Annotated in this window: 18 protein-coding genes and 1 pseudogene; 4 read left to right on the top strand and 15 right to left on the bottom strand. The window is 74.7% G+C overall.

The window, feature by feature from the left end; genetic code table 11:
- The first annotated feature begins 188 nt into the window (after nt 1–188).
- On the top strand, nt 189–1,274 hold the full coding sequence (locus HCC30_RS22065; protein ID WP_169444378.1) for an S-(hydroxymethyl)mycothiol dehydrogenase: 1,086 nt from the start codon (nt 189–191) through the stop codon (nt 1,272–1,274).
- Nucleotides 1,275–1,341: 67 nt separating this feature from the next.
- Here HCC30_RS22065 and HCC30_RS22060 read toward each other — a convergent pair whose 3' ends face one another.
- From HCC30_RS22060 to HCC30_RS22050, 3 genes are read right to left on the bottom strand one after another with little or no spacing between them, the layout of a single operon-like run.
- A complete protein-coding gene (locus tag HCC30_RS22060; RefSeq protein ID WP_346776752.1) occupies nt 1,342–2,001 on the bottom strand; it encodes an LUD domain-containing protein in 660 nt (219 codons plus the stop codon).
- The gene (locus tag HCC30_RS22055; RefSeq protein ID WP_169444377.1) at nt 1,998–3,587 is read right to left on the bottom strand and encodes a lactate utilization protein B; all 1,590 of its coding nucleotides are present in this window, start codon (nt 3,585–3,587) and stop codon (nt 1,998–2,000) included. The genes HCC30_RS22060 and HCC30_RS22055 overlap by 4 nt, the downstream gene beginning before the upstream one ends.
- Entirely contained in the window at nt 3,584–4,372 is a 789-nt protein-coding gene (locus HCC30_RS22050) for a (Fe-S)-binding protein (protein WP_169444376.1), read from the bottom strand. Before HCC30_RS22050 ends, HCC30_RS22055 begins: the two co-directional genes overlap by 4 nt.
- A 317-nt stretch (nt 4,373–4,689) precedes the next feature.
- Between HCC30_RS22050 and HCC30_RS22045 the strand changes: the two genes are divergently transcribed.
- Nucleotides 4,690–6,372 carry an L-lactate permease gene (locus HCC30_RS22045; protein ID WP_169444375.1) on the top strand — a complete coding sequence of 561 codons (1,683 nt, stop codon included), beginning with the start codon at nt 4,690–4,692 and terminating at the stop codon, nt 6,370–6,372.
- Nucleotides 6,373–6,387: 15 nt separating this feature from the next.
- Here the strand turns inward: HCC30_RS22045 and HCC30_RS22040 are convergent, their stop codons facing one another.
- The 8 genes and pseudogenes from HCC30_RS22040 to HCC30_RS22005 form a co-directional block, all read right to left on the bottom strand.
- Entirely contained in the window at nt 6,388–7,116 is a 729-nt protein-coding gene (locus HCC30_RS22040) for an FCD domain-containing protein (protein WP_169444374.1), read from the bottom strand.
- 122 nt (nt 7,117–7,238) lie between these two features.
- Nucleotides 7,239–8,567, bottom strand: coding sequence for an MFS transporter (locus tag HCC30_RS22035; protein WP_169444373.1), 1,329 nt, complete (start codon nt 8,565–8,567; stop codon nt 7,239–7,241).
- Between the two features lie 65 nt (nt 8,568–8,632).
- A complete protein-coding gene (locus tag HCC30_RS22030; RefSeq protein WP_169444372.1) occupies nt 8,633–9,589 on the bottom strand; it encodes an MASE1 domain-containing protein in 957 nt (318 codons plus the stop codon).
- A 100-nt stretch (nt 9,590–9,689) separates the two neighbouring features.
- Entirely contained in the window at nt 9,690–10,544 is an 855-nt protein-coding gene (locus tag HCC30_RS22025; RefSeq protein WP_169444371.1) for a PP2C family protein-serine/threonine phosphatase, read from the bottom strand.
- A gap of 194 nt (nt 10,545–10,738) precedes the next feature.
- Nucleotides 10,739–11,995, bottom strand: a complete 1,257-nt coding sequence (gene rocD, locus HCC30_RS22020) for an ornithine--oxo-acid transaminase (RefSeq protein ID WP_169444370.1) — start codon at nt 11,993–11,995, stop codon at nt 10,739–10,741.
- Entirely contained in the window at nt 11,992–12,804 is an 813-nt protein-coding gene (gene ddaH / locus HCC30_RS22015) for a dimethylargininase (RefSeq protein ID WP_346776751.1), read from the bottom strand. The genes rocD and ddaH overlap by 4 nt, the downstream gene beginning before the upstream one ends.
- 169 nt (nt 12,805–12,973) lie before the next feature.
- Nucleotides 12,974–13,537 (bottom strand): Lrp/AsnC family transcriptional regulator, encoded by a 564-nt coding sequence (locus tag HCC30_RS22010; RefSeq protein ID WP_169444369.1) that lies wholly within the window; start codon nt 13,535–13,537, stop codon nt 12,974–12,976.
- A gap of 135 nt (nt 13,538–13,672) precedes the next feature.
- Nucleotides 13,673–14,086: pseudogene (locus HCC30_RS22005) on the bottom strand (TIGR03086 family metal-binding protein); the annotation flags it as partial.
- 141 nt (nt 14,087–14,227) lie between these two features.
- Here HCC30_RS22005 and HCC30_RS22000 point away from each other — a divergent pair.
- Entirely contained in the window at nt 14,228–15,346 is a 1,119-nt protein-coding gene (locus HCC30_RS22000; protein WP_169444367.1) for an aminotransferase class V-fold PLP-dependent enzyme, read from the top strand.
- Between the two features lie 44 nt (nt 15,347–15,390).
- Here HCC30_RS22000 and HCC30_RS21995 read toward each other — a convergent pair whose 3' ends face one another.
- Together HCC30_RS21995 and HCC30_RS21990 are read right to left on the bottom strand one after the other, a co-directional pair.
- The gene (locus HCC30_RS21995) at nt 15,391–15,981 is read right to left on the bottom strand and encodes an AAA family ATPase (RefSeq protein WP_169444366.1); all 591 of its coding nucleotides are present in this window, start codon (nt 15,979–15,981) and stop codon (nt 15,391–15,393) included.
- 66 nt (nt 15,982–16,047) lie between these two features.
- Complete coding sequence (locus HCC30_RS21990; protein WP_169444365.1) at nt 16,048–16,995, bottom strand: DMT family transporter; 948 nt, start codon at nt 16,993–16,995, stop codon at nt 16,048–16,050.
- Between the two features lie 259 nt (nt 16,996–17,254).
- Between HCC30_RS21990 and HCC30_RS21985 the strand changes: the two genes are divergently transcribed.
- Nucleotides 17,255–17,899 (top strand): hypothetical protein, encoded by a 645-nt coding sequence (locus tag HCC30_RS21985; protein ID WP_169444364.1) that lies wholly within the window; start codon nt 17,255–17,257, stop codon nt 17,897–17,899.
- 27 nt (nt 17,900–17,926) lie between these two features.
- Here the strand turns inward: HCC30_RS21985 and HCC30_RS21980 are convergent, their stop codons facing one another.
- On the bottom strand, nt 17,927–18,805 hold the full coding sequence (locus HCC30_RS21980; protein ID WP_169444363.1) for an undecaprenyl-diphosphate phosphatase: 879 nt from the start codon (nt 18,803–18,805) through the stop codon (nt 17,927–17,929).
- 86 nt (nt 18,806–18,891) lie between these two features.
- Nucleotides 18,892–19,761 (bottom strand): TVP38/TMEM64 family protein, encoded by an 870-nt coding sequence (locus tag HCC30_RS21975; RefSeq protein WP_169444362.1) that lies wholly within the window; start codon nt 19,759–19,761, stop codon nt 18,892–18,894.
- Nucleotides 19,762–19,871 lie beyond the last annotated feature (110 nt).

Genomic DNA, 19,871 nt, shown 5'->3' with positions numbered 1-19,871 from the left:
ACCTCCCACTCGCGCGCCGGAGTTGACGAACCCGCAGGGCGGGGCCGGTGTTCCGGCCCCGCCCGCGGCTCGTCGCCCGGGGTGACCAAGTCGTGACGCGCGGGGGTTGACGGTGGCCCGCGGTCGTTCCCAGTATGTCTCTCATAACGCAACTGGTCGTGCAGTACGCAACAGTTGAGGGAGCGATCATGCCGCACGAAGTCCCTGCTGTGATTGCGGGCAAGCAAGGCGCTCCGGTCGAGGTGCAGACGATTTCGGTGCCGGACCCCGGCCCTGGTGAGGCCCTGGTCTCCGTCCAGGCGTGCGGTGTCTGCCACACCGATCTGCACTACCGGGACGGCGCCGTCAACGACGAATTCCCCTTCCTGCTCGGCCACGAGGCGGCGGGCGTCGTGGAGGAGGTCGGCGAGGGCGTCACCGATCTGCGGCCCGGCGACTACGTCGTCCTCGCCTGGCGCGCGCCCTGCGGCAGCTGCCGGTCCTGCCGCCGCGGCCGGCCCTGGTACTGCTTCGACTCCGGCAACGCCGCCCAGCCCATGACGCTGCTCGACGGCACCCCGCTCACGCCCGCGCTGGGCATCGGGGCCTTCGCCGAGAAGACCCTGGTCGCCGCGGGCCAGGCGGTACGCGTCGACCCGGCGGCCCGGCCCGAGGTGGCGGGCCTCATCGGCTGCGGGGTGATGGCCGGTTACGGCGCCTCGGTCAACACCGGCGGCGTCACCAGCGGCGACACCGTCGCGGTGATCGGCTGCGGCGGGGTCGGCAACGCGGCCGTCGCGGGCGCCTCGTTGGCCGGCGCGCGCCGCGTCATCGCCGTCGACATCGACGAGCGGAAGCTCGACGGCGCCCTCCGCTTCGGCGCCACCCACGTCGTCAACTCCCGCCACACCGACCCCGTCGAGGCCGTACGGCAGCTCACCGGGGGCAACGGCGCGGACGTCGTCGTCGAGGCCGTCGGCCGCCCGGAGACCTACCGGCAGGGCTTCTACATGCGCGATCTCGCGGGCACCCTGGTCCAGGTCGGGGTGCCGGACCCGGAGCAGAAGGTCGAGCTGCCGCTGATCGACCTCTTCGGCCGCGGCGGCTCCCTCAAGTCCTCCTGGTACGGGGACGCGCTGCCCAGCCGGGACTTCCCGATCCTGATCGACCTGCACCTCAGCGGAAAGCTCGACCTCAAGGGCTTCGTGACGGAGAAGATCGGCCTGGACGACGTCGAGGAGGCGTTCGCGCGGATGCGCCGCGGCGAGGTCCTCCGCTCCGTCGTGGTCCTCTGAGCCCGGTGGGGGCGCCGGGCGGGTTCCTCAACTCCCGCCCGGCGTCCGCCGTTTGCACGGCGCCGGCTCAGGCGTCCGTACGGATCACGACCTCCAGGGTGCGCGGCCCGTGCACGCCCTCGACCCGCTCCAGCTCGATGTCGGAGGTGGCCGAGGGCCCGCTGATCAGCGTCGTCGGCCGCTCCGGCACCAGCCGGGCCACGGCCTCCGGCACCCCGGCCTCGACGCTCGACAGGTCCACCACGCACACGTGCAGGTCCGGGACGAGGGACAGGGCGCGGCGGCCCTGGTCCGGCGAACCGTCGAGGAAGACCGTGCCGGTCTCCGCGCAGCTCACCGCCGAGGACGTCACCACCGCGTCCAGCGTGGCCAGTTGGGGCGGCGGCGCCGCGGGCCCGTCCTCGCGCACCTCGTCCAGCTCCGCCTCCAGCGCGGCCCGCCACGAGACGTCCAGCCCCGGCGGGACGCCGACCCGCCGCACCCCGTGCCCGCGCAGCAGCCCGGTCAGCACCTCGGCCGTGGCGGCCGCCGTGCACGGGGTCACCCGCGCCCGGTAGTCGACCAGCCGGTCGGTGAACAGGGCCAGCCGCTCCGCGTCGGGCAGCGTCCGCCCGGTGCGGTAGGCGCGGGGGACGTCCGGGGGAGGGGAGCCCTCAGGGCGGCTCAGCGCGAGCGCGTCCCGCACCCGCCCGAGCACCGTCCCGCGTGCCGTCACGTCCTCGCTCACTGCTCCGACTCCCTTCCGCCGCCCTGCACTTCACCGTTCCCCGGCTCCCCGGCGCGAGCCCGGCGGCCCTCCTCGGCCGCCGCCGCGAGCGTCGCCGCGCCCTCGTCGGAGGCGAGCCAGGAGCGGAACGAGCGGCGCGGCGGGGCCGGAGTGTCCCGGCTGTCGCTCCAGCCGGTGAACGGGGGCGGCAGCCGCCGCAGGGTCCCGTCCCGGCCGCCGAGCACGTGACCGAGCCCGGCCGCCTTCTGCGCCGCGGTGTAGAGCCGGGGCCGCTTCATCACCCCGGCGGCGGCCTTCATCGCCGCCGACTCGGCGCTCCGGCCGGCCGACTCGGTGTGCTGGTGCCGCAGTTCGACGAGCAGCGAGGGGATGTCGATCTTCACGGGGCAGGCGTCGAAGCAGGCCCCGCACAGGCTGGAGGCGTACGGCAGCGAGCTGTTGGGGTCGTCCTCGGCCGCGTGCATCCCGGCCAGCTGCGGGGTGAGAACGGCGCCGATCGGGCCCGGGTAGGTCGAGCCGTAGGCGTGCCCGCCGGCCTGCTCGTAGACGGGGCAGACGTTCAGACAGGCCGAGCAGCGGATGCAGTTGAGCGCCTCGCGGCCGACGCGGTCGGCGAGCGCCGCCGTCCGCCCGTTGTCGAGCAGCACGAGGTGGAAGTCCTGCGGCCCGTCGCCCGGGGTGACGCCCGTCCACATCGAGGTGTACGGGTTCATCCGCTCGCCGGTGGAGGAGCGCGGCAGCAGCTGGAGGAAGACCTCCAGGTCCTGGTAGCGCGGCAGCACCTTCTCGATGCCCATCACGGTGATCAGCGTCTCGGGCAGCGTCAGGCACATCCGCCCGTTGCCCTCGGACTCGACGACCGACAGCGTGCCCGTCTCGGCGATGCCGAAGTTGGCCCCCGAGACCGCCACCCGCGTGGTCATGAACTTCTCGCGCAGATAGGCCCGCGCCGCCGCGGCCAGGTCCTCGGGCACGGAGGTCAGCCCGGGGTCGACGCCCGGGATGCCGTCGAGGAAGATGTCGCGGATCTCGTCCCGGTTCCGGTGGATCGCGGGCACCAGGATGTGCGAGGGCCGGTCGTCGGCGAGCTGCACGATCAGCTCGGCGAGGTCGGTCTCGTACGCCGTGACGCCCTCGGCCGCCAGGTGCTCGTTGAGGCCGGTCTCCTGCGTCGCCATCGACTTGACCTTCACGGCCTCGTCGCTGCCGGTCTCCTTCACCAGCCGGGTGACGATCGCGTTGGCCTCGTCCCCGTCCCTGGCCCAGTGCACCGTGCCGCCGGCCTCGGTGACCTTGCGCTCCAGCTGCTCCAGGAGCTCGGGCAGCCGGTTCATGGTGTCGGTCTTGACGGCCGCGCCCGCGTCCCGCAGCGCCTCCCAGTCGGGCAGCTCCCCGGTGACGGACAGCCGCTTGGCCCGGATCGAGTGCGTGGCCTTGCCGATGTTGCGGCGCATCTGCTCGTCCCGCATCGCGCCCTTCGCGGCCTCGGGGAAGGCCGCCGTGCCGCGCAGGTTCCCCGAGCCGTACGGCGAGCGGGGCGGGGGAGCGGGCATGCCGAGGAAGGTGCTGCTGCCGTTCGCGTTCATCGGGCGGCCTCCGGCTGCGTCTCGTCCGTACGGGGCAGGGTCAGCGGCGACTGCCGGGTGGAGCTGAGGATCTGCGCCAGGTGCAGCGTGCGCGTCCCGGCCCGGAGGCGGGAGAGACCGCCTCCGATGTGCATCAGGCACGAGGAGTCGCCCGCGGTGCACACCTCGGCGCCGGTGCCGGTGACGTGGCGCAGCTTGGCCCGGAGCATCGCGCCGGACGTCGCGGCGTTCTTCACCGCGAAGGTGCCGCCGAACCCGCAGCAGGAGTCGGCCTCCGGCAGCTCGGCCAGGTCGATGCCCTCGACGGCGCGCAGCAGCCGCAGCGGCTTCTCGCCGACCCGCAGCATCCGCAGCGAGTGGCACGTCGGGTGGTAGGTGACGCGGTGCGGGAACCACGCGCCCACGTCCGTCACGCCCAGCACGTCGACGAGCAGCTCGGACAGTTCGTAGGTCTTCTCCCGCACCCGGGCCACGCCGGAGCGCAGCGCCGCGTCCCCGTACCGCTCGGCGACGATCCCGTGCTGGTGGCGTACCGACCCGGCGCAGGAGCCCGAGGGCATGACGACGGCCTCCAGGGAGGGGTCGCCGAACTGCTCGGCGAAGCCGCGTACCAGCGGGACGGGTTCGCGCTGGTAGCCGGTGTTGACGTGCATCTGGCCGCAGCAGGTCTGGCCCGGCGGGAACACGACCTCGTGCCCGAGCCGGGTGAGCAGGACGGCGGTGGATTGCACCGCGTCCGGGAACAGCGTGTCTCCCAGACAGGTGGCGAAGAGTCCGATGCGCATGGGACCTCCCCGGAACGATTTATGGTCCGACCATACTAGCCACGGGCCGGACCGGCGGACGCGAGTGCCCCGTTACGAGGGCGCCGAGGAAGCCCAAGAAGCCCGTGAACAAAGGGATCCACCGCCTTCCCGGCAGGCCGGGGCAGGCAGGGTGGCTCCCGGTCTCCGGTGAAAAAGTTTGGTCGGACCTTATTGACATGCGACATCGCTCGGTGCGCTACTGAGTCCTCGTTCGCCCGCCACACCGCGCCGACACCCCCGGAGCCGTCCAGTCCCGGGGGCGCCGTCGTGCGCGCCACTCGACGAGGAGCACCCCTGTGGCCGCCACCGCACCCCCGGCCGTCCTCGCGGCCTACACCCCGGACGTGAGCGCCGTCGGCGACAGCCTCGTCGCCACGGCCCTGCTCGGCCTCGTCCCGCTCGCGGTCTTCTTCGCGCTGCTGACGGCCGCCCGGCGCAGCGCCCTCCAGTCCGCCCTCGGTGCCCTCGCGGCCGCGCTGCTCGTCGCCGTCCTCGGCTACGGCATGCCCGTCGGACTCGGGCTGCTCTCCGCCTCGCAGGGCCTGGTCTTCGGGCTGTTCCCGGTGATGTGGATCGTCGTCACCGCGATCTGGTTCTACGAACTGGGCGTCGTCAGCGGCCGGTTCGAGGACCTGCGCCGCGCCTTCGGCGCCGTCGGCCGCGGTGACCTGCGGGTGCAGGCGATGCTCGTCGCCTTCTGCTTCGGCGGGCTCCTGGAGGCCCTCGCCGGGTTCGGCGCCCCCGTCGCCATCACCGCCGCGATGCTGCTGGCGCTCGGGCTGCCCCCGGTGAAGGCCGCCGTCACCGTCCTCGTCGCCAACACCGCGCCCGTCGCCTTCGGCGCCATGGCCATCCCCGTCACCACGGCGGGCAACCTCACCGGCATCCCCGCCGAGCACATCGCCGCCGTCATCGGCCGCCAGAGCCCGCTGCTCGCGCTGTTCGTGCCGCTGCTGCTGCTCGTCATCGTCGACGGGCGGCGCGGGCTGCGCCAGCTCTGGCCCGTCGCGCTGGTCACCGGGGCCGCCTTCGCGCTCGCCCAGTACTGGTGCTCCTCCCACTTCGCGTACGAACTCACCGACGTCGTCGCCGCGCTGGCCGGCTTCGCCGCCGCCGTGCTCACCCTCCGCGTCTGGACGCCGCGCACCCCCGAGGACCGGCGCACCCCGGACGCCGCCGGGGACGGCCCGCTCACGCCCCGCCGGGTCACCCTCGCGGTGCTGCCCTACGTCCTGGTCGTCGCCGTCTTCGGACTCGCCAAGCTGGAGTGGGGCCCGGTGGACGTGCCGCGCGCGCTCGGCGTCCTCGACGTCGAACTCCCCTGGCCCGGGCTGCACGGCAACCTGCTGGAGCGCGGCGGCGAGGCGGCGGACAGCGCCGTCTACACGCTGGAGGTGCTCGGCAACCCCGGCACCCTGCTGCTGGTCACCGGGCTCCTCGTGACGGCCGTGTACGCGCGGGCCGCCGACGCCGGCCGCTTCCCGCTCGGCCCGCGCGCGGCGCTGCGCGCCTTCACCGGCACCGTGGTGCGAATGCGGACGTCGATCGCGACCGTCGCCACCGTGCTCGCGCTGGGGTACGTGATGAACCAGTCCGGGCAGACCGTCGCCATCGGCGTCTGGCTCGCCGGGACGGGCGGCCTGTTCGCGCTGCTCTCCCCGACCCTCGGCTGGCTCGGCACCGCCGTCACCGGCTCCGACACCTCCGCCAACGCGCTGTTCGCCACGCTCCAGCAGACCGCGGGCAAGGCCGCCGGCATCGACCCCGCGCTGCTCGTCGCCGCCAACACCTCGGGCGGCGTCGTCGGCAAGCTCGTCAGCCCGCAGAACCTGACGATCGCGGCCACGGCCGTCGGACAGCCGGGCTCCGAGGGCCTGTTGCTGCGCCGCGTCGCGGGCTACAGCCTCGCGATGCTCGCCGTGCTGTGCGTACTGGTCCTGCTCCAGTCGAGGCCCGTCCTCGCCTGGATGCTGCCCTGAACCGGGGCGCGGGGCTCAGTCCCCGGACGCCGGGACGAGGGTGCCGTGCAGCCCGCGGATGTGCTTCTCGACCAGCGCCGCCGCGCGCACTCCCTTGCCCGAACGCAGCAGCCGCAGCAGCTCCTTGTGCTCGGCGTTGAGCGCGCGGGCGGTGGCCGGCCAGTCCTCGGCCGCCTCCAGCGCGCGCAGGATCAGCGGGCGGACGGACTCGCGGACGGCCGAAGTGAGCGTCGACGTCAGCTCGTTGCCGGAGCCGCGGGCGATCCGGACGTGGAACCGGGTGTCCAGATCGTTGAACTCGACCGGGGAGACGTCCGGTTCGGCCATCCGCGCGACCAGTTCCTCCGCCTCGTCGAGGTCCTCGGCCGAGGCGTGCTCGGCGGCGGCCTGGAAGCTGGAGCGCTCCAGGGTGACCCGCGCCTCCAGCACGTCCTCCAGGCTGTAGCTGCCGAGCGCGAAGTGCAGGCGCAGCAGGCGGCCGAGCGCGTCGTCCGGGTTGAGCGTGATCCGCGCGCCCGCGTCCGGGCCCCGGCCGGCCTGCGCCGTGAGGACGCCGATGGTCTCCAGTACGCGCAGGGCCTCGCGGAGCGCCGAGCGGCTGACGCCGAGGACGGGGGCGAGCTCGCGCTCCGGCGGCAGCCGGTCCCCGGCCTTCAAGTCGCCCGCGAGAACCCGCTCCTCGATGCTCTCCAGCACCAGCTCGTGCGTGCGGGACTGCCGCACGGGCCGCCACTCGACAGGCATCCGTCACCACTCCCTGACTCGGCGGAGCTGGCCCCGTTCACCACTCCGGACTCGCGGGAAACTATGTCACACACCAGCAGTGGTAGGACCAAAACCGGCAGCCCGCCTCCCGCCGGCGACCGCTAGGCGGAAGGCGACGCCGGCGGGACGTCCCGCGGGGCGGCCGGGCCCGTGTCCGCCGGGTGGCCCGGGCTCGTGGTGAGGGCGCGCACCGAGCGGCTGCACAGGGCCAGGCCGGTGGCCGCCACGACGAGGCAGACGCCGCCGAGGAGCGTGGCCCGGTGGCCGAAGCGCTCGGCGAGCAGACCGGCCGACATCTCCCCGACGGGCAGCGCCAGGATCGAGCCCAGCATGTCGTACGAGTAGACCCGGGCCAGCCGGTCGGCGGGGACGTTCTCCTGGAGCGACAGATCCCAGGCGACGCCGAACTGCTCCAGCGCCAGCCCGTTCACGAACATCGCCACCAGCAGCAGCGCGAGCGGCGCCGACTCGGCGAGCGCCAGCAGCGGCAGCGCGTCCAGCGCGACCACGGCGACCCCGATCCGCAGCGCGTGCCGCGAGCGCGAGCGGCCGACGACGAAGCCGCCGACGAGCGCGCCCAGCATCTGCGTGGCCAGCACGAAACCCCAGGCGGTGCGCCCGTACGTGGTGTTGGCGAGCGCGGGCCCGAGCACCTGGATGCCGCCCGCGGTGACCGCGTTGACCACGAAGAACTGCACCACGACGACCCACACCCAGGTCCGCGAGGTGAACTCCCGCCAGCCGTCCCGCAGTTCCCGCAGCGGCCCGGGACGCGCGCCGTCCTCCCCGCCCGGAACCCCGGCGCCACGCGGCTGCGCCGCCACCCGCACGCCCCGGTAGGCCAGCGCCGCGAGCCCGAACACCAGGGCGTTCCCCGCCAGGCCCCAGCCCGGGCTGAACGCCGCGGTGATCAGACCGCCGAGCGAAGCGCCCACGATCATCCCGGTGTTGATGCCCATCCGGGTCACCGCGTTCGCCGGGCGCAGCTCGTCCCTCGGGACCGTCTGCGGGACCAGGGACGTCGACGCGGGCATCGCGACCGCCGCCACCGCGCCGTTGACCACGCTGAGGAAGAGCAGCACCCCGAGCGAGGCGCTGTCCGTCAGCAGCAGCACCGCGACCGCGCCCTGCACCCCCGCGGCGACCAGGCTCGAACCGCACAGCAGCAGCGACTTGCTCAGCCGGTCCGCCAGCAGCCCGCCGAACAGCACCAGCGCGATCGTCGCCACCGAGCGCCCGCCCACGACGATGCCGACGTCCACGGCGGAGCCGGTCAGGTCGAGCACCGCGAAGGCCAGGGCGATCGGCGCCATCGCGTTCGCCAGCCGGGTCAGCGTGCCCCCGACGGCGAGCCACCGGAAGGGGCGGTGCCGTAACGGGCGCAGCACGGGCCCGCCGGGCCCGGGACGGTGCGCTTCGGTTTCCGTCATGAGCAGAGTGTCCGGCCCGGCCGCACGTCCATCAAACCCTTTTCCGGGGCGCCGGGGACGGCCCGTCAGCCCTCGGAGCCGCCGCGGCCGCGTACCCGCCACCGGTCCGGGTTCTCCTCGGGGGCCAGGCGCTCGACCACCTCGGCCAGTTCCTGGCACGCGTCCTCGATCCGGGCCCGCATGTTGGCCTGTTCGGTGACCACGGCGGCCAGCAGCAGCGCCGTCAGCGCGGCCGACCCGTTCAGCGCCTGCAGCGTGACCATCCCCTGCATCAGGCTCAGCCCGGAGAACGGCCCCGCGTGGTCCGTCGCCGCCCACACGCCCGCGCCCGAGACCAGCAGCGCGCACGGCGCGCTCCCGGCGAGCTGGAACCGCAGAGCCGCCCAGATCAGCAGCGGGAAGACGAGGAAGAGCAGCCCGAGGGAACTCCGCGTCGCCACCAGCGTCAGCGGCACCGCGACGACCACCAGCGCCACCGCCTCCGCCCACCTCCGGGCGGTACGCGGCAGCCGGATGCGGCGCAGCACCAGCAGCAGCGGCGTGAACACCAGCACGCCCATCGCGTCGCCCACCCACCACGCCGTCCACACCGGGCCGAACGACTCCAGCGGGAGCTTGGCGTCCAGCACCAGCAGGCAGGTCGCGACCGTGGCGCTGATCAGCATCCCGCCGAGCGCGCCGAGGAAGACCAGCGCCACCCCGTCCCGCACCCGGTCCAGCGCGGTGCGGAAGCCCGCGTACTGGAGCATCAGGTACGAGCACACCGGGGCCAGGGTGTTGCCCATCAGGAGGAAGACGGAGTTCAGGTCGACCGAGGCGATCGTCGCGATGACGCCCAGGGCGCCGAGCGCGATGCCCGGCCAGATCCGGGTGCCCATCCACAGCAGGCACGCCAGCGCGACCCCGGTGGCCGGCCACAGCGGCGTGACCACCGCCCCCTCGACCGCCACCTGGCGGAGCAGGCCGATCCGGCCCGCCGCGTAGTAGCCCGCGGCCACCGCGAGCACGCGGAGCAGGGCCATGGCCTGACGTCGGTAATCAACGGAGCGCAGCACAGCAGCTATCAGACCCGTTCACCGGCCCTTCACCCACCCGTGACACGCGCGCCGCGCCGCCCCGGCCTCACGCGCCCGCGGGGTGCGGGCCCTCGCGGGGCCCGAGGTCGTGGCGGAGGACCAGGACGGCGGCGTCGTCGGAGTGCCCCGTGTGCTCGGCCACCGTCATCACCTCCGAGGCCAGCTCGTCCGGGTCGCCGCCGGGCAGCGAGGCGACGACCCGCGCCACCCGCTCGATGCCCTCCTCCAGCGGGAACGAGGGCCCCTCGACCACCCCGTCGGTCAGCAGCACCACCGCGCCCGGGGTGGTCAGTTCACGCCGCGTCACCGGGTACGTCTCGCCGGGCTGGATGCCGAGCGGCAGCCCGCCCTCGTCCTCGTCGGTGCCGTACCGGCCGTCGACGGTGGCCCAGACGGTGGCTATGTGCCCGGCCCGCGCGCTCTCCAGCACCCGTCTGACGGGGTCGAAGCGGTAGAAGCTGCACGTCGCGAAGAGGTCGTCGGCGCCGGACTGGAGCAGGTCGTTGGCCCGGCCGAGGACCTCGCCCGGGTCGGCGTCCGGCGCGGTCGAGGCGACGGCGCGCAGCCCGATCCGGATCTGTCCCATGAACGCGGCGGCCTCGACGTCGTGCCCCTGCACGTCACCGATGGTGAACCCGAGGGAGCCGTCGGGCAGCGCGAAGCAGTCGTACCAGTCGCCCCCGATGTCCAGCCCGTCCCGTGCCGGGGTGTACCGCGCGGCGACCCGCAGGCCCGGCAGTTCGGGCAGCTTCCCGGGGAGCATCTCCCGCTGGAGCACCTCGGCCAGCTCGACCCGGGCCCGCTGGAGCTCCACACCCTGCCTGGCCTGTGAGGTGAGCCGTCCGAGCCGGCTCAGCAGGTCGTCGGTGCTCGCGGGCTGGTCCGGACGGCGCCGGGGCATAAGCCACTCCGAGATGTGTCCACTCGCGTGCCGCGGGTCGGCGCGTGCCGCCTGGTGGCGGGACTGGCCACATCGTACGCACGCCCACCGCGCCGTGCCCCACGAAAGCGGCGCCCCGGTCCCGCTCGCGAGGGAGCCGGACCGGGGCGCCGAAACGGGGCACTGCTGTTCGGGGCGCCCCCCTGCGCGCGGGCCTAGCCGAGGACCTTACGGAGCGCGGCGAGCGAGATCTCCAGCTCCTCGCGGGTGATGGTCAGCGGCGGGGCGAGCCGGATCGTCGAGCCGTGGGTGTCCTTGACCAGGACGCCCTCCCGCATCAGCCGCTCGCTGATCTCCCGCCCGGTGCCGAGCGACGGGTCGACGTCCACGCCGGCCCACAGCCCCCGCGAGCGGAACGCCGTCACGCCCTCGCCGACCAGCCCGGTCAGCCCCTCCCGCAGCACCTCGCCCAGCTCGGCGGCGCGGCGCTGGAACTCGCCGGTCTCCAGCAGCCCCAGCACGGCCGTGCCCACGGCCGCAGCCAGCGGGTTCCCGCCGAAGGTCGAACCGTGCTCGCCCGGGTGCAGCACCCCGAGCACCTCGCGCCGCCCGACCACGGCGGAGACGGGCACGATGCCGCCGCCGAGCGCCTTGGCCAGGACCACCAGGTCGGGCCGTACGGACTCGTGGTCGCAGGCGAGGGTGCGGCCCGTGCGGCCCAGGCCCGACTGGATCTCGTCGGCGAGGAACAGACAGTTCGCGCGCCGGGTCAGCTCCCGTACGCCGGTCAGGTAGCCCTCGTCCGGGATGAGCACCCCGGCCTCGCCCTGGATCGGCTCGATCAGGACCGCCGCGGTGGTCTCGTCGATCGCGGCCTCCAGCGCCGCCAGGTCGTTGTACGGGACGCTGCGGAAGCCGGGCGTGAACGGGCCGAAGCCCTCCCGGGCCTCGGGGTCTCCGGAGAAGCTGACGATGGTCGTCGTCCGGCCGTGGAAGTTGCCGTCGGCGACGACGATCGTGGCCCGGTCGCGCGGGACGCCCTTCACGTCGTACGCCCACTTGCGGGCCAGCTTCACCGCGCTCTCGACGGCCTCGGCGCCGGTGTTCATCGGCAGCACCATGTCCTGCCCGGTGAGCGCGGCCAGGCGCTCGGCGAAGCCGGCCAGCCGGTCGTTGTGGAAGGCGCGGGAGGTCAGCGTCAGCGCGTCCAGCTGGCGGTGCGCGGCCTCGGTGAGCACCGGGTGCCGGTGGCCGAAGTTGAGTGCCGAGTAGCCCGCGAGCATGTCGATGTAGCGGCGCCCCTCGACGTCCTCCAGCCACACCCCCTCGGCGCGGGCCACGACCACCGGCAGCGGGTGGTAGTTGTGCGCGAGCACCGGCTCCTCGGCGCGGATCAGCGCCTGCGAGGAGCGGGAGGCGGACGGGGCGGGGGAGGAGGCGGGAGCGCTGTGGGTACCGGTGGGTGCGTTCATGAACGGATCTCCTGAGTGCAGCACTTGATCCCGCCGCCGGCCTTGTGGAACTCCGACAGGTCGACGGGAACGGGGACGTATCCGCGGTCGGTGAGGGCGGCGATCAGGTCCCGGGCGCCGGGCGCGACGAACACGTGCCGCCCGTCGGACACCGAGTTGAGGCCGAAGGCCAGGGCGTCCTGACGGGTCGCGGTCACCGCGTCCGGGAAGAGGCGGCGCAGCACCTCACGGCTCCCGGGCGAGAAAGCGGGCGGGTGGTAGGCGATGTTCTCCTCGTCGAGGGTGAACAGCGCGGTGTCGAGGTGGTAGAAGTACGGATCGGTCAGCTGGAGGCCGATCACGGGCACGCCGAGGTACTCCTGCGCCTCCCGGTGCGCGGCCCGCGTCGTGCGGAAGCCCGTACCCGCGAGCAGGAACCGGCCCGCCGGTACGAGATCGCCCTCGCCCTCGCAGACCGACTCCGGAACATGGACGCCGAAACCGGCCGCCTTGAACCACGACTGGTAGGCCGCGGCCTCCGGGCGGCGCTGCTCGGCGTGGAAGCGGGAGCCGAGGACGCGGCCGTCGACGACCACCGCCCCGTTGGCCGCGAAGACCATGTCGGGCAGGCCCGGCACGGGTTCGGCGAACTCCAGCGCGTGGCCGTGCGCGCGGTACGCCTCGGTCAGCGCCTCCCACTGCCGCTGGGCGAGCGCGGTGTCGACGGGAGCGTCCTCGCGCATCCACGGGTTGATCGAGTACTCGACGGCGAAGTACCGGGGCGGGCAGAGCAGATAGCGCCTGGGGCGCTGGGTACGCGTCGGGGGCACAGCGGCGTTCCTCCGTGTCCGGCGGGGGCCGGGGCCGTGCGGGGACGGTCCGGCGGGGACCGCCCGGTCGGGGCGACCGGCGGTGCCTTCAACGGTAGGAAGCGGCGGATCGGCTGAACAAGATCCGATTACTGCGTGTTGGCGCAGGAATGCTGCGTGCGGCGGCAGTTCACCGCAAAGGTCGTGCGCCGTCCACGGGGCCGGTCACCGTACCCGGGTCCGGACCGGTCCCGGCCGGGTCGGTCACCGTGCGCGGGGCCTGGCCGACGGCTCCCGCCTCGGGGCTGTCCGGCAGCAGGTGGGAGAGGACCATGTAGCTGATGGTCTTGCGGATGAAGGGCTCCGCCCTGATCCGCTCCAGCACCTCCTCGAAGTGCCCCACGTCGGTGGCGCGGACGTGCAGCAGCGCGTCGGCCGGGCCCGAGACCGTCATCGCGGCGGTGATCTCCGGGTAGTCCCGCACGACCTCGGCCAGCCGCCGGGGCGGCGCCGCGCTGTCGCAGTACACCTCGATGTACGCCTCGGTGCGCCAGCCCAGTGCGGCGGGCCGGACGGTGGCCGTGAACCCCGTGATCACTCCCGTCTCCCGCAGCCGGTCCACCCGGCGCTTGACCGCGGTGGCCGAGAGGCCGACCGCCGTACCGATCTCCGCGAAGCTGGTCCTGGCGTTCGCGGTGAGCGCCGCGACGATCCTCCGGTCCAACTCGTCGAAGGCCGAGGGGTGCTGGGGCATGGCTGGGGTGACCTTTCGTCAGCCGGTGTGCGACCGGCCGTACGCCGAACAATCCCGCAGCGTACAGCGCCGCACCCGGCCCCCGCGCCCGCGCGCACGCACCCCGCCCGCGCCCCCGGCGGGCCGCGCCCGCCCTCAGCCCGGCGGCGACCAGCCGGGGTCGCGGCCGCTGAGCGCGGCCACCCGGTCCAGCAGCGGGGCGTCCGGCGGCACGGGCAGGCTCGGCCCGAACATGCCCTCCCGCTCCGGCCCGTCCGGCGTCCCGCTCACCAGCGCGTGCGCGACGTCCAGAGCGGCGGGGTCCGGCGCGTACGGGCGGCCCGTGGCGCGGGCCAGGTCCCAGCCGTGCAGCACCAGTTCGTTCACCGCGACCTGCCCGGCCACCGCCGCGGGCAGCTCGACCCCGCCCGCGCGGGTGTCCCCGCGCCACGCCTCCGGGGCCCGCCACGCCTCGGCCAGCTCGGCGAGCCGGGCCACGAGCGCGGCCTGCGGGCGCAGATCGATCGTCTCGGGTGCGCCGGTCATGTCGTCCTCCCTCGGAGCGGCGTCCGATGTGAGGACCCGCGCCGGCGGGGAAACTCATCGGCGCCGCTCACCAGGGCGGCCTCCTCGGGCCCGTCGGCCGCCACGTACAGTCGGGCCGGAGAGGAAGCCGTGAGAGTGCGGCTCGCCGCAGCTGGAAGGGCCACCGTGACCGTGCCATTCAACGCCCTGGACCTGCCGCCGCTGACCGCGCAGGACTTCGCCCGCATCGAGGACAAGGCCGCCGCCGTCATGGGGACGCGCGCCGACGTCGTGGTCATGCAGGGCGAGGCGCTGCTGCCGCTGGAGGCCGCGCTCCGCTCGGCGGCGCACCCCGGCAGCACCGCGCTGAACATCGTCACGGGCCCGTACGGCGAGACCTTCGGCGGCTGGCTGCGCTCCTGCGGGGCGCACGTCGTCACCGTCAGCGCCCCCTTCACCGCCGCCGCCACGGCCGGGCAGGTGCGCGAGGCGCTGCGCGAGAACCCGGCGATCGACCTGGTCAGCCTCGTGCACGCGGAGGCAGCCACCGGCAACACCAACCCGGTGCCCGAGATCGCCGCCGTCACCAGGGAGCACGGCGCGCTGCTGATGCTGGACGCCGTCGCCTCGGTCGGCGCGGAGCCGTTGCTCACCGACGAGTGGGGCGTCGACCTGTGCGTCATCGGCGGCCAGAAGGCGCTCGCCGGGCCCGCGGGCGTCTCCGCCGTCTCCGTGAGCGACCGCGCCTGGGCGCGCATCGCGGCGAACAAGCAGGCCCCGCGCCGCTCCTACCTCTCCCTGCTGGACTGGAAGGAGCGCTGGACCGACGCCGGCCGCACCGCCCTCCCGCACGCGCCCGCGCAGCTGGAGATGCTCGCGCTGGAGCAGGCGCTCGACCGGGTCGGCGCCGACGGCCTGGACGCCACCGTCGACCGGCACCGCGCCGCCTCCGCCGCGCTCCGCGCCGGCGCCCGCGAACTGGCGCCGCTCACCCCGTACGTGACCCGCGACGAGGACGCCGCCCCCGCCGCGACCACCCTCCGCGCGCCCGAGGGCCTGGACGCGCGGGAGGTCGTCGCCGCCGCGCTGGCCGCCGACGCCGGCGTCCCGGTGCAGGCGGCGGCCGGTGCGCTCGCCGAGGACATGATCCGGGTCAACCACTACGGGCGGGCCGCCGACCGCGAGGTCGTCCTCGCCTCGCTCGCGGCCCTCGCCGCCGGCCTGCGCGCTCTCGGCCACGCGCCGGGCGCCGAGGCCGTACGGGACGCCGCCACGTCCGCCTGGGAGAAGACCCTCGCGGGCTGAGCGGCCAACTGCCGCGCCTGGCGCGCCGGTCGGGGCGGCCCCGGTCAGGGCACGGCGCCCTCGGTCCAGGCGCGGGTGAGGATCTCCCGCACCGTCTCCGCGACGCTCTGGCCCGTGGTGTCCAGCCACAGCCCCGTCCCGCGCGGCGTCCGCTCGCGGAAGGCGGCGTCCAGACCGGCCACCGACCAGTCGGCTCCGTAGGCGGACTTGGCCCGGCCCGCCTCCCGCTCCGCCACGGCGGCCGGGTCCGGCGCGAGCACCACGACGGCGAGCGGCCGCGCGGTGATCTGCCGGGCCGTCTCCGCCAGGTACGGGCCCAGCACGGTGTCCTGCGCGACGACGGTGAACCCGGCCCGCGCGTACTCGTCCGCGCACAGGGCCGTCAGCCGGTGCCGGAGCCGGAGCTGGGCGTGCGCCTCCTCGTCCGCGTCCGGCGTCATGGCCGCGCGCCCGCCGACGATGCTCCGGCGGAACGTGTCGCCCCGCAGGTGCACGGACCGGGGCAGCCGCTCGGCCAGCGCCTGCGCGACGGTGGACTTCCCCGCCGCCTGGATTCCGGTCAGCAGCAGGACGCCCCCGCCGGACCAGGCGTCGGGCGGGGCGGGGGCTTCGGGGGCACGGGCGGCACCGGTCATGGCCGGGATTCTGCCGCGTCCGCGCCGGGCGCGGGACGGATTTTCCGGCGTGGGGGACGTACCGCTTCAGCGGGAGAGCGGCCGGTGCCGCGCGCCGTGCTCGCGGGCGCACGGCACCGGACGCTCCCGCGGCACCACGGACACGGCACCCAACCCCCGCTCCGGGACGGGCTCTTGACCCGTACCGAGTCCCCCTCCCGTGGCGAGGACGGTCAGGCCCCAGGCCGTGACCAGCGCGCCCGCGAGGGCGCCGAGCCCGCCCGCGGTGCCGTACCGGAAGCCCTCGTCCAGCAGCAGGATGCCGGCGGCCGCCGCGACGGCCGGGTTGACGACGGTCGCCGTCGCCAGCGGCGTGGCCAGGCCGCCGCCCCGGTACGCGGCCTGCGAGGCCGCGAGCCCGGTCAGGGCCAGCGCCCCGATCAGCAGCAGTACGGGCAGCGACCTCACCGCCGAGGCCGCGCTCCACCCGTCGGCGACGGTCTTCACGAAGACCGAGGCGGTCCCGTACGCGACCCCCGCCGCAGCGGCCAGCGACACGGTGCGCACCGCGCCGGGGCCGCGCCGGGCGAGCAGCCCGACGGCGAGCAGCAGCGCCAGCCCTCCGCCGCCCGCCGCCGTGAGCAGCAGCTGCTCCCGCCCGTCGAGCGGGCGGGAGGTGGCGGTGCCGGTGAGGGAGAGGATCGCGGCCAGCCCGACCGAGACGAGGGCGATGCCGCGCCAGGCGGTGCCGCCGACGGGCCGCCTGACCAGCATCGCCGCCAGCGGCGCCGCGAGGACGAGGGTGAGCACCCCGAGCGGCTGCACCACCGTCAGCGGGCCGAGGCCGAGCGCCGCGGCGTGCAGCAGGGCGCCGGTGCCGTTGAGCGCGGCAGCGGCCCACCAGCGTCCCGAGGCCAGCAGCCGGTAGCGGCTGGGCGGGGTCGTCGCGGCGAGCCGCTCCTGGACGATCGCGGCCGAGGCGTAGCAGAGGGACGACACCACGGCCAGCAGGACCGCAGTCCAGAGACCGCTCATGACGGACGGCCCGGACGACCGTGCAGGACCGGCCCCGCGCTCGTGCGGAATTCGGCATTCCGGTTCATATGCTCAACGATGCACCGGTACGGACGAGATGTCCTCGTCTGACAGGCGGTATCCGCGCAGCGCCACCGGCCGGACGCGTACGGCCACGGCCCCGCGTCCCGCTGTCGGCGGCGGCCGTTAAGATCCACCCCGCGCACCGGCAACCGGTGACGCGGGAGTCACGGCACACCGGGGGAAACGGGGGAGCGCCATGAGCGCATCGCAGGAAGCGGCACAGGCACCGCAGGCCGAGCGGCCGGCGACGGGCGGACAGGAGCGGGGGCCGGGGCCCTCGCGGCGCGGGAAGGTGATCGCGGGGCTCGTGGCCGGCGGGCTGCTGATGCTCGCCGGCTGGTCGATGTTCGAGTCGAAGTACCTCGAACTGCGGCAGGTCATGGACCACGGCACCGCCGGGACCTTCACCCTCGAATCCTGCGAACGGTCCGGGAGTTCACGCAGCGGCCCCAGCACCACCTGCACCGGAACCTTCCGCTCCGCGGGCGGCGCGGTCGTCGTCGAGGACATCGAGCTCACGGAGAAGAACGACGCCCGCTCCCTGAGCCCCGGCGCCTCCTTCCCCGTCCGCGCGACCGTCACCGAGTACGGCTCGGGCCACGACGTCGAGAACGTCCTGCGGGACGACCCCGAGGGCCGGGGCAACCTCACCCAGAACGGCATCGGTTCGGCCGGCATCGGCGTCCTCGGCCTGACGACGGCGGCCCTCGGCTCGCTCGCCCTGTGGCCGCGCGGCTCCGGGGCCCGCCGGGCCGTCAGGACGACGCTGATCGTCGGCGCCGTCGCCGGCGCGGTGATGTGGGTGGCCGGCCTCACCGCGGGCGGCGGCTTCCTCACGTGACCGCCGGCCGGGGCCACCGGCGGAGGATCAGCCTCCGCCGACGGCCTCGCCCGCGTGCGGCGTGAGCACGCCCATGCCGATCAGCACGAAGATGACGATGCCGAGCACCACCCGGTAGATCACGAACGGCATGAAGCTGCGGGTCGAGATGAACTTCATGAACCACGCGATCACCGCGTACGCCACACCGAAGGCCAGCACCGTCGCGAACACGGTGGGGCCCCAGGAGACGTGGCCCTCACCGATGTCCTTCAGCTCGAACAGGCCCGAGGCCAGCACGGCGGGGATCGCCAGCAGGAAGGAGTACCGGGCAGCGGCCTCGCGGGTGTAGCCCATGAACAGCCCGCCGCTGATGGTCGCGCCGGAACGCGAGACGCCCGGCACCAGCGCGAGCGCCTGCGCGCAGCCGTACAACAGGCCGTCCCGGACGCTGAGTTCGTCCAGGGTCTTGCGCCGCCGCCGGACGCGGTGGCGGCCGCCCTTGGCGTCCCGCGCCGCCATCCGGTCCGCGACGCCGAGCACGATGCCGAGCGCGATCAGGGTGGTGGCGGTCAGCCGCAGGTCGCGGAACGGGCCCTCGATCTGGTCCTTGAAGGTGAGCCCGAGGACCCCGATCGGGATCGAGCCGACGATGACGAGCCAGCCCATCTGCGCGTCGTGGTCGCGCCGCCACTCCTTGTCGGTGAGGGAGCGGAACCAGGCCGAGATGATCCGGGCGATGTCCTTGCGGAAGAAGATCAGCACCGCGGCCTCGGTGCCGATCTGCGTGACGGCCGTGAACGCCGCGCCGGGGTCCTGCCATCCGGCGAACGCGGCCGTCAGCCGCAGATGGGCGCTGGAGGAGATCGGGAGGAACTCGGTCAGACCCTGGACGAGTCCGAGAATGAACGATTCGAACCAAGACATGGAGTGGGTCTGCTCGTCCTCGTGGTGGTGAACGGGTGGACCGGAGCGGCACACTTCGGACCGATCCGGGGCGGGACCGTCAGATGCTACGGCTCCGTGGCGCACGCCCCCTTGGTGCCCGCCGCCTCGCGTGTGTCCCGGCCGTCCGCCGGTTCGCCCCCGCCGACCGCGGCGGCCGCCGCCGGAACCAGCCCCGCCTCGGGCCCGTACGCAGGGGATTCGCCGTCCGCGGCGGCCGCGTGCTGGGCCCGTGCGGCCGCGCCGCGCAGGTGCGCGCGCTTGCGCCAGGCGATCAGCGCGCCGCCCAGCGCGGACAGCGCGATGAACCCGAACGAGGCGAGGAAGACCGGGGACGTGGGCGAGCGGGCGCTGCTGCCCGCCACCACGTAGGCGGCGGTGTTCGGCACCGAACCGAGCGTCGTCGCCGTCAGGAACCCGGGCCACCGGATGCGCGAGACGCCCGCCGCGTAGTTGGACGCGGCGAACGGCACCCCGGGCATCAGCCGGAGTACCAGCGTGGAGCGGAAACCGTGCCGGCTCAACTGCCGGTCGGCGAGGGCCAGCCAGCGGGCCCGCAGCAGCGGACGCAGCGCGTCCTGCCCGAGCAGCCGCCCGAGCGCCATCGCGAGGCTGGCGCCCAGCACCGTCCCGGCCAGCGCCGAGGCCGTCCCGGCCTGCGCCCCGAACACCGCGCCCGCGGCGATGTTCAGCACCGGACGCGGCACGAACGCCGCCGTGAACACCCCGTACGCGCCGCCGAAGAGCACCACGGCCTCGCCGCCGGAGAGGTGTCCGGGGAAGCCGCTGGTCAGCAGCTCCTGCGGCTCGTAGACGAGCATGCACACCGCGGCCGCGCCGAGCAGCACCACCAGCAGCACGAGCCGCGCCCAGGGCGACAGCAGGACCTGGGCACAACGGGCCGGGAGACCGGCGGGCTGCGGAGCTGGGGCGGACACGGGGGGAGCGTAACCGACGTGACTGTCCGACCGGCGAATCCCGCCGAGGTCACAGCGGCCCCTTCCGGCGCGCTTCACCCCACGTGCGCTGCCACGTCACCGCACCGCCC

It is taken from the genome of Streptomyces sp. HNM0574 (genome assembly GCF_012726235.1).
Classification (GTDB): domain Bacteria; phylum Actinomycetota; class Actinomycetes; order Streptomycetales; family Streptomycetaceae; genus Streptomyces.
This window is presented reverse-complemented; position numbering and strand designations above follow the sequence as displayed.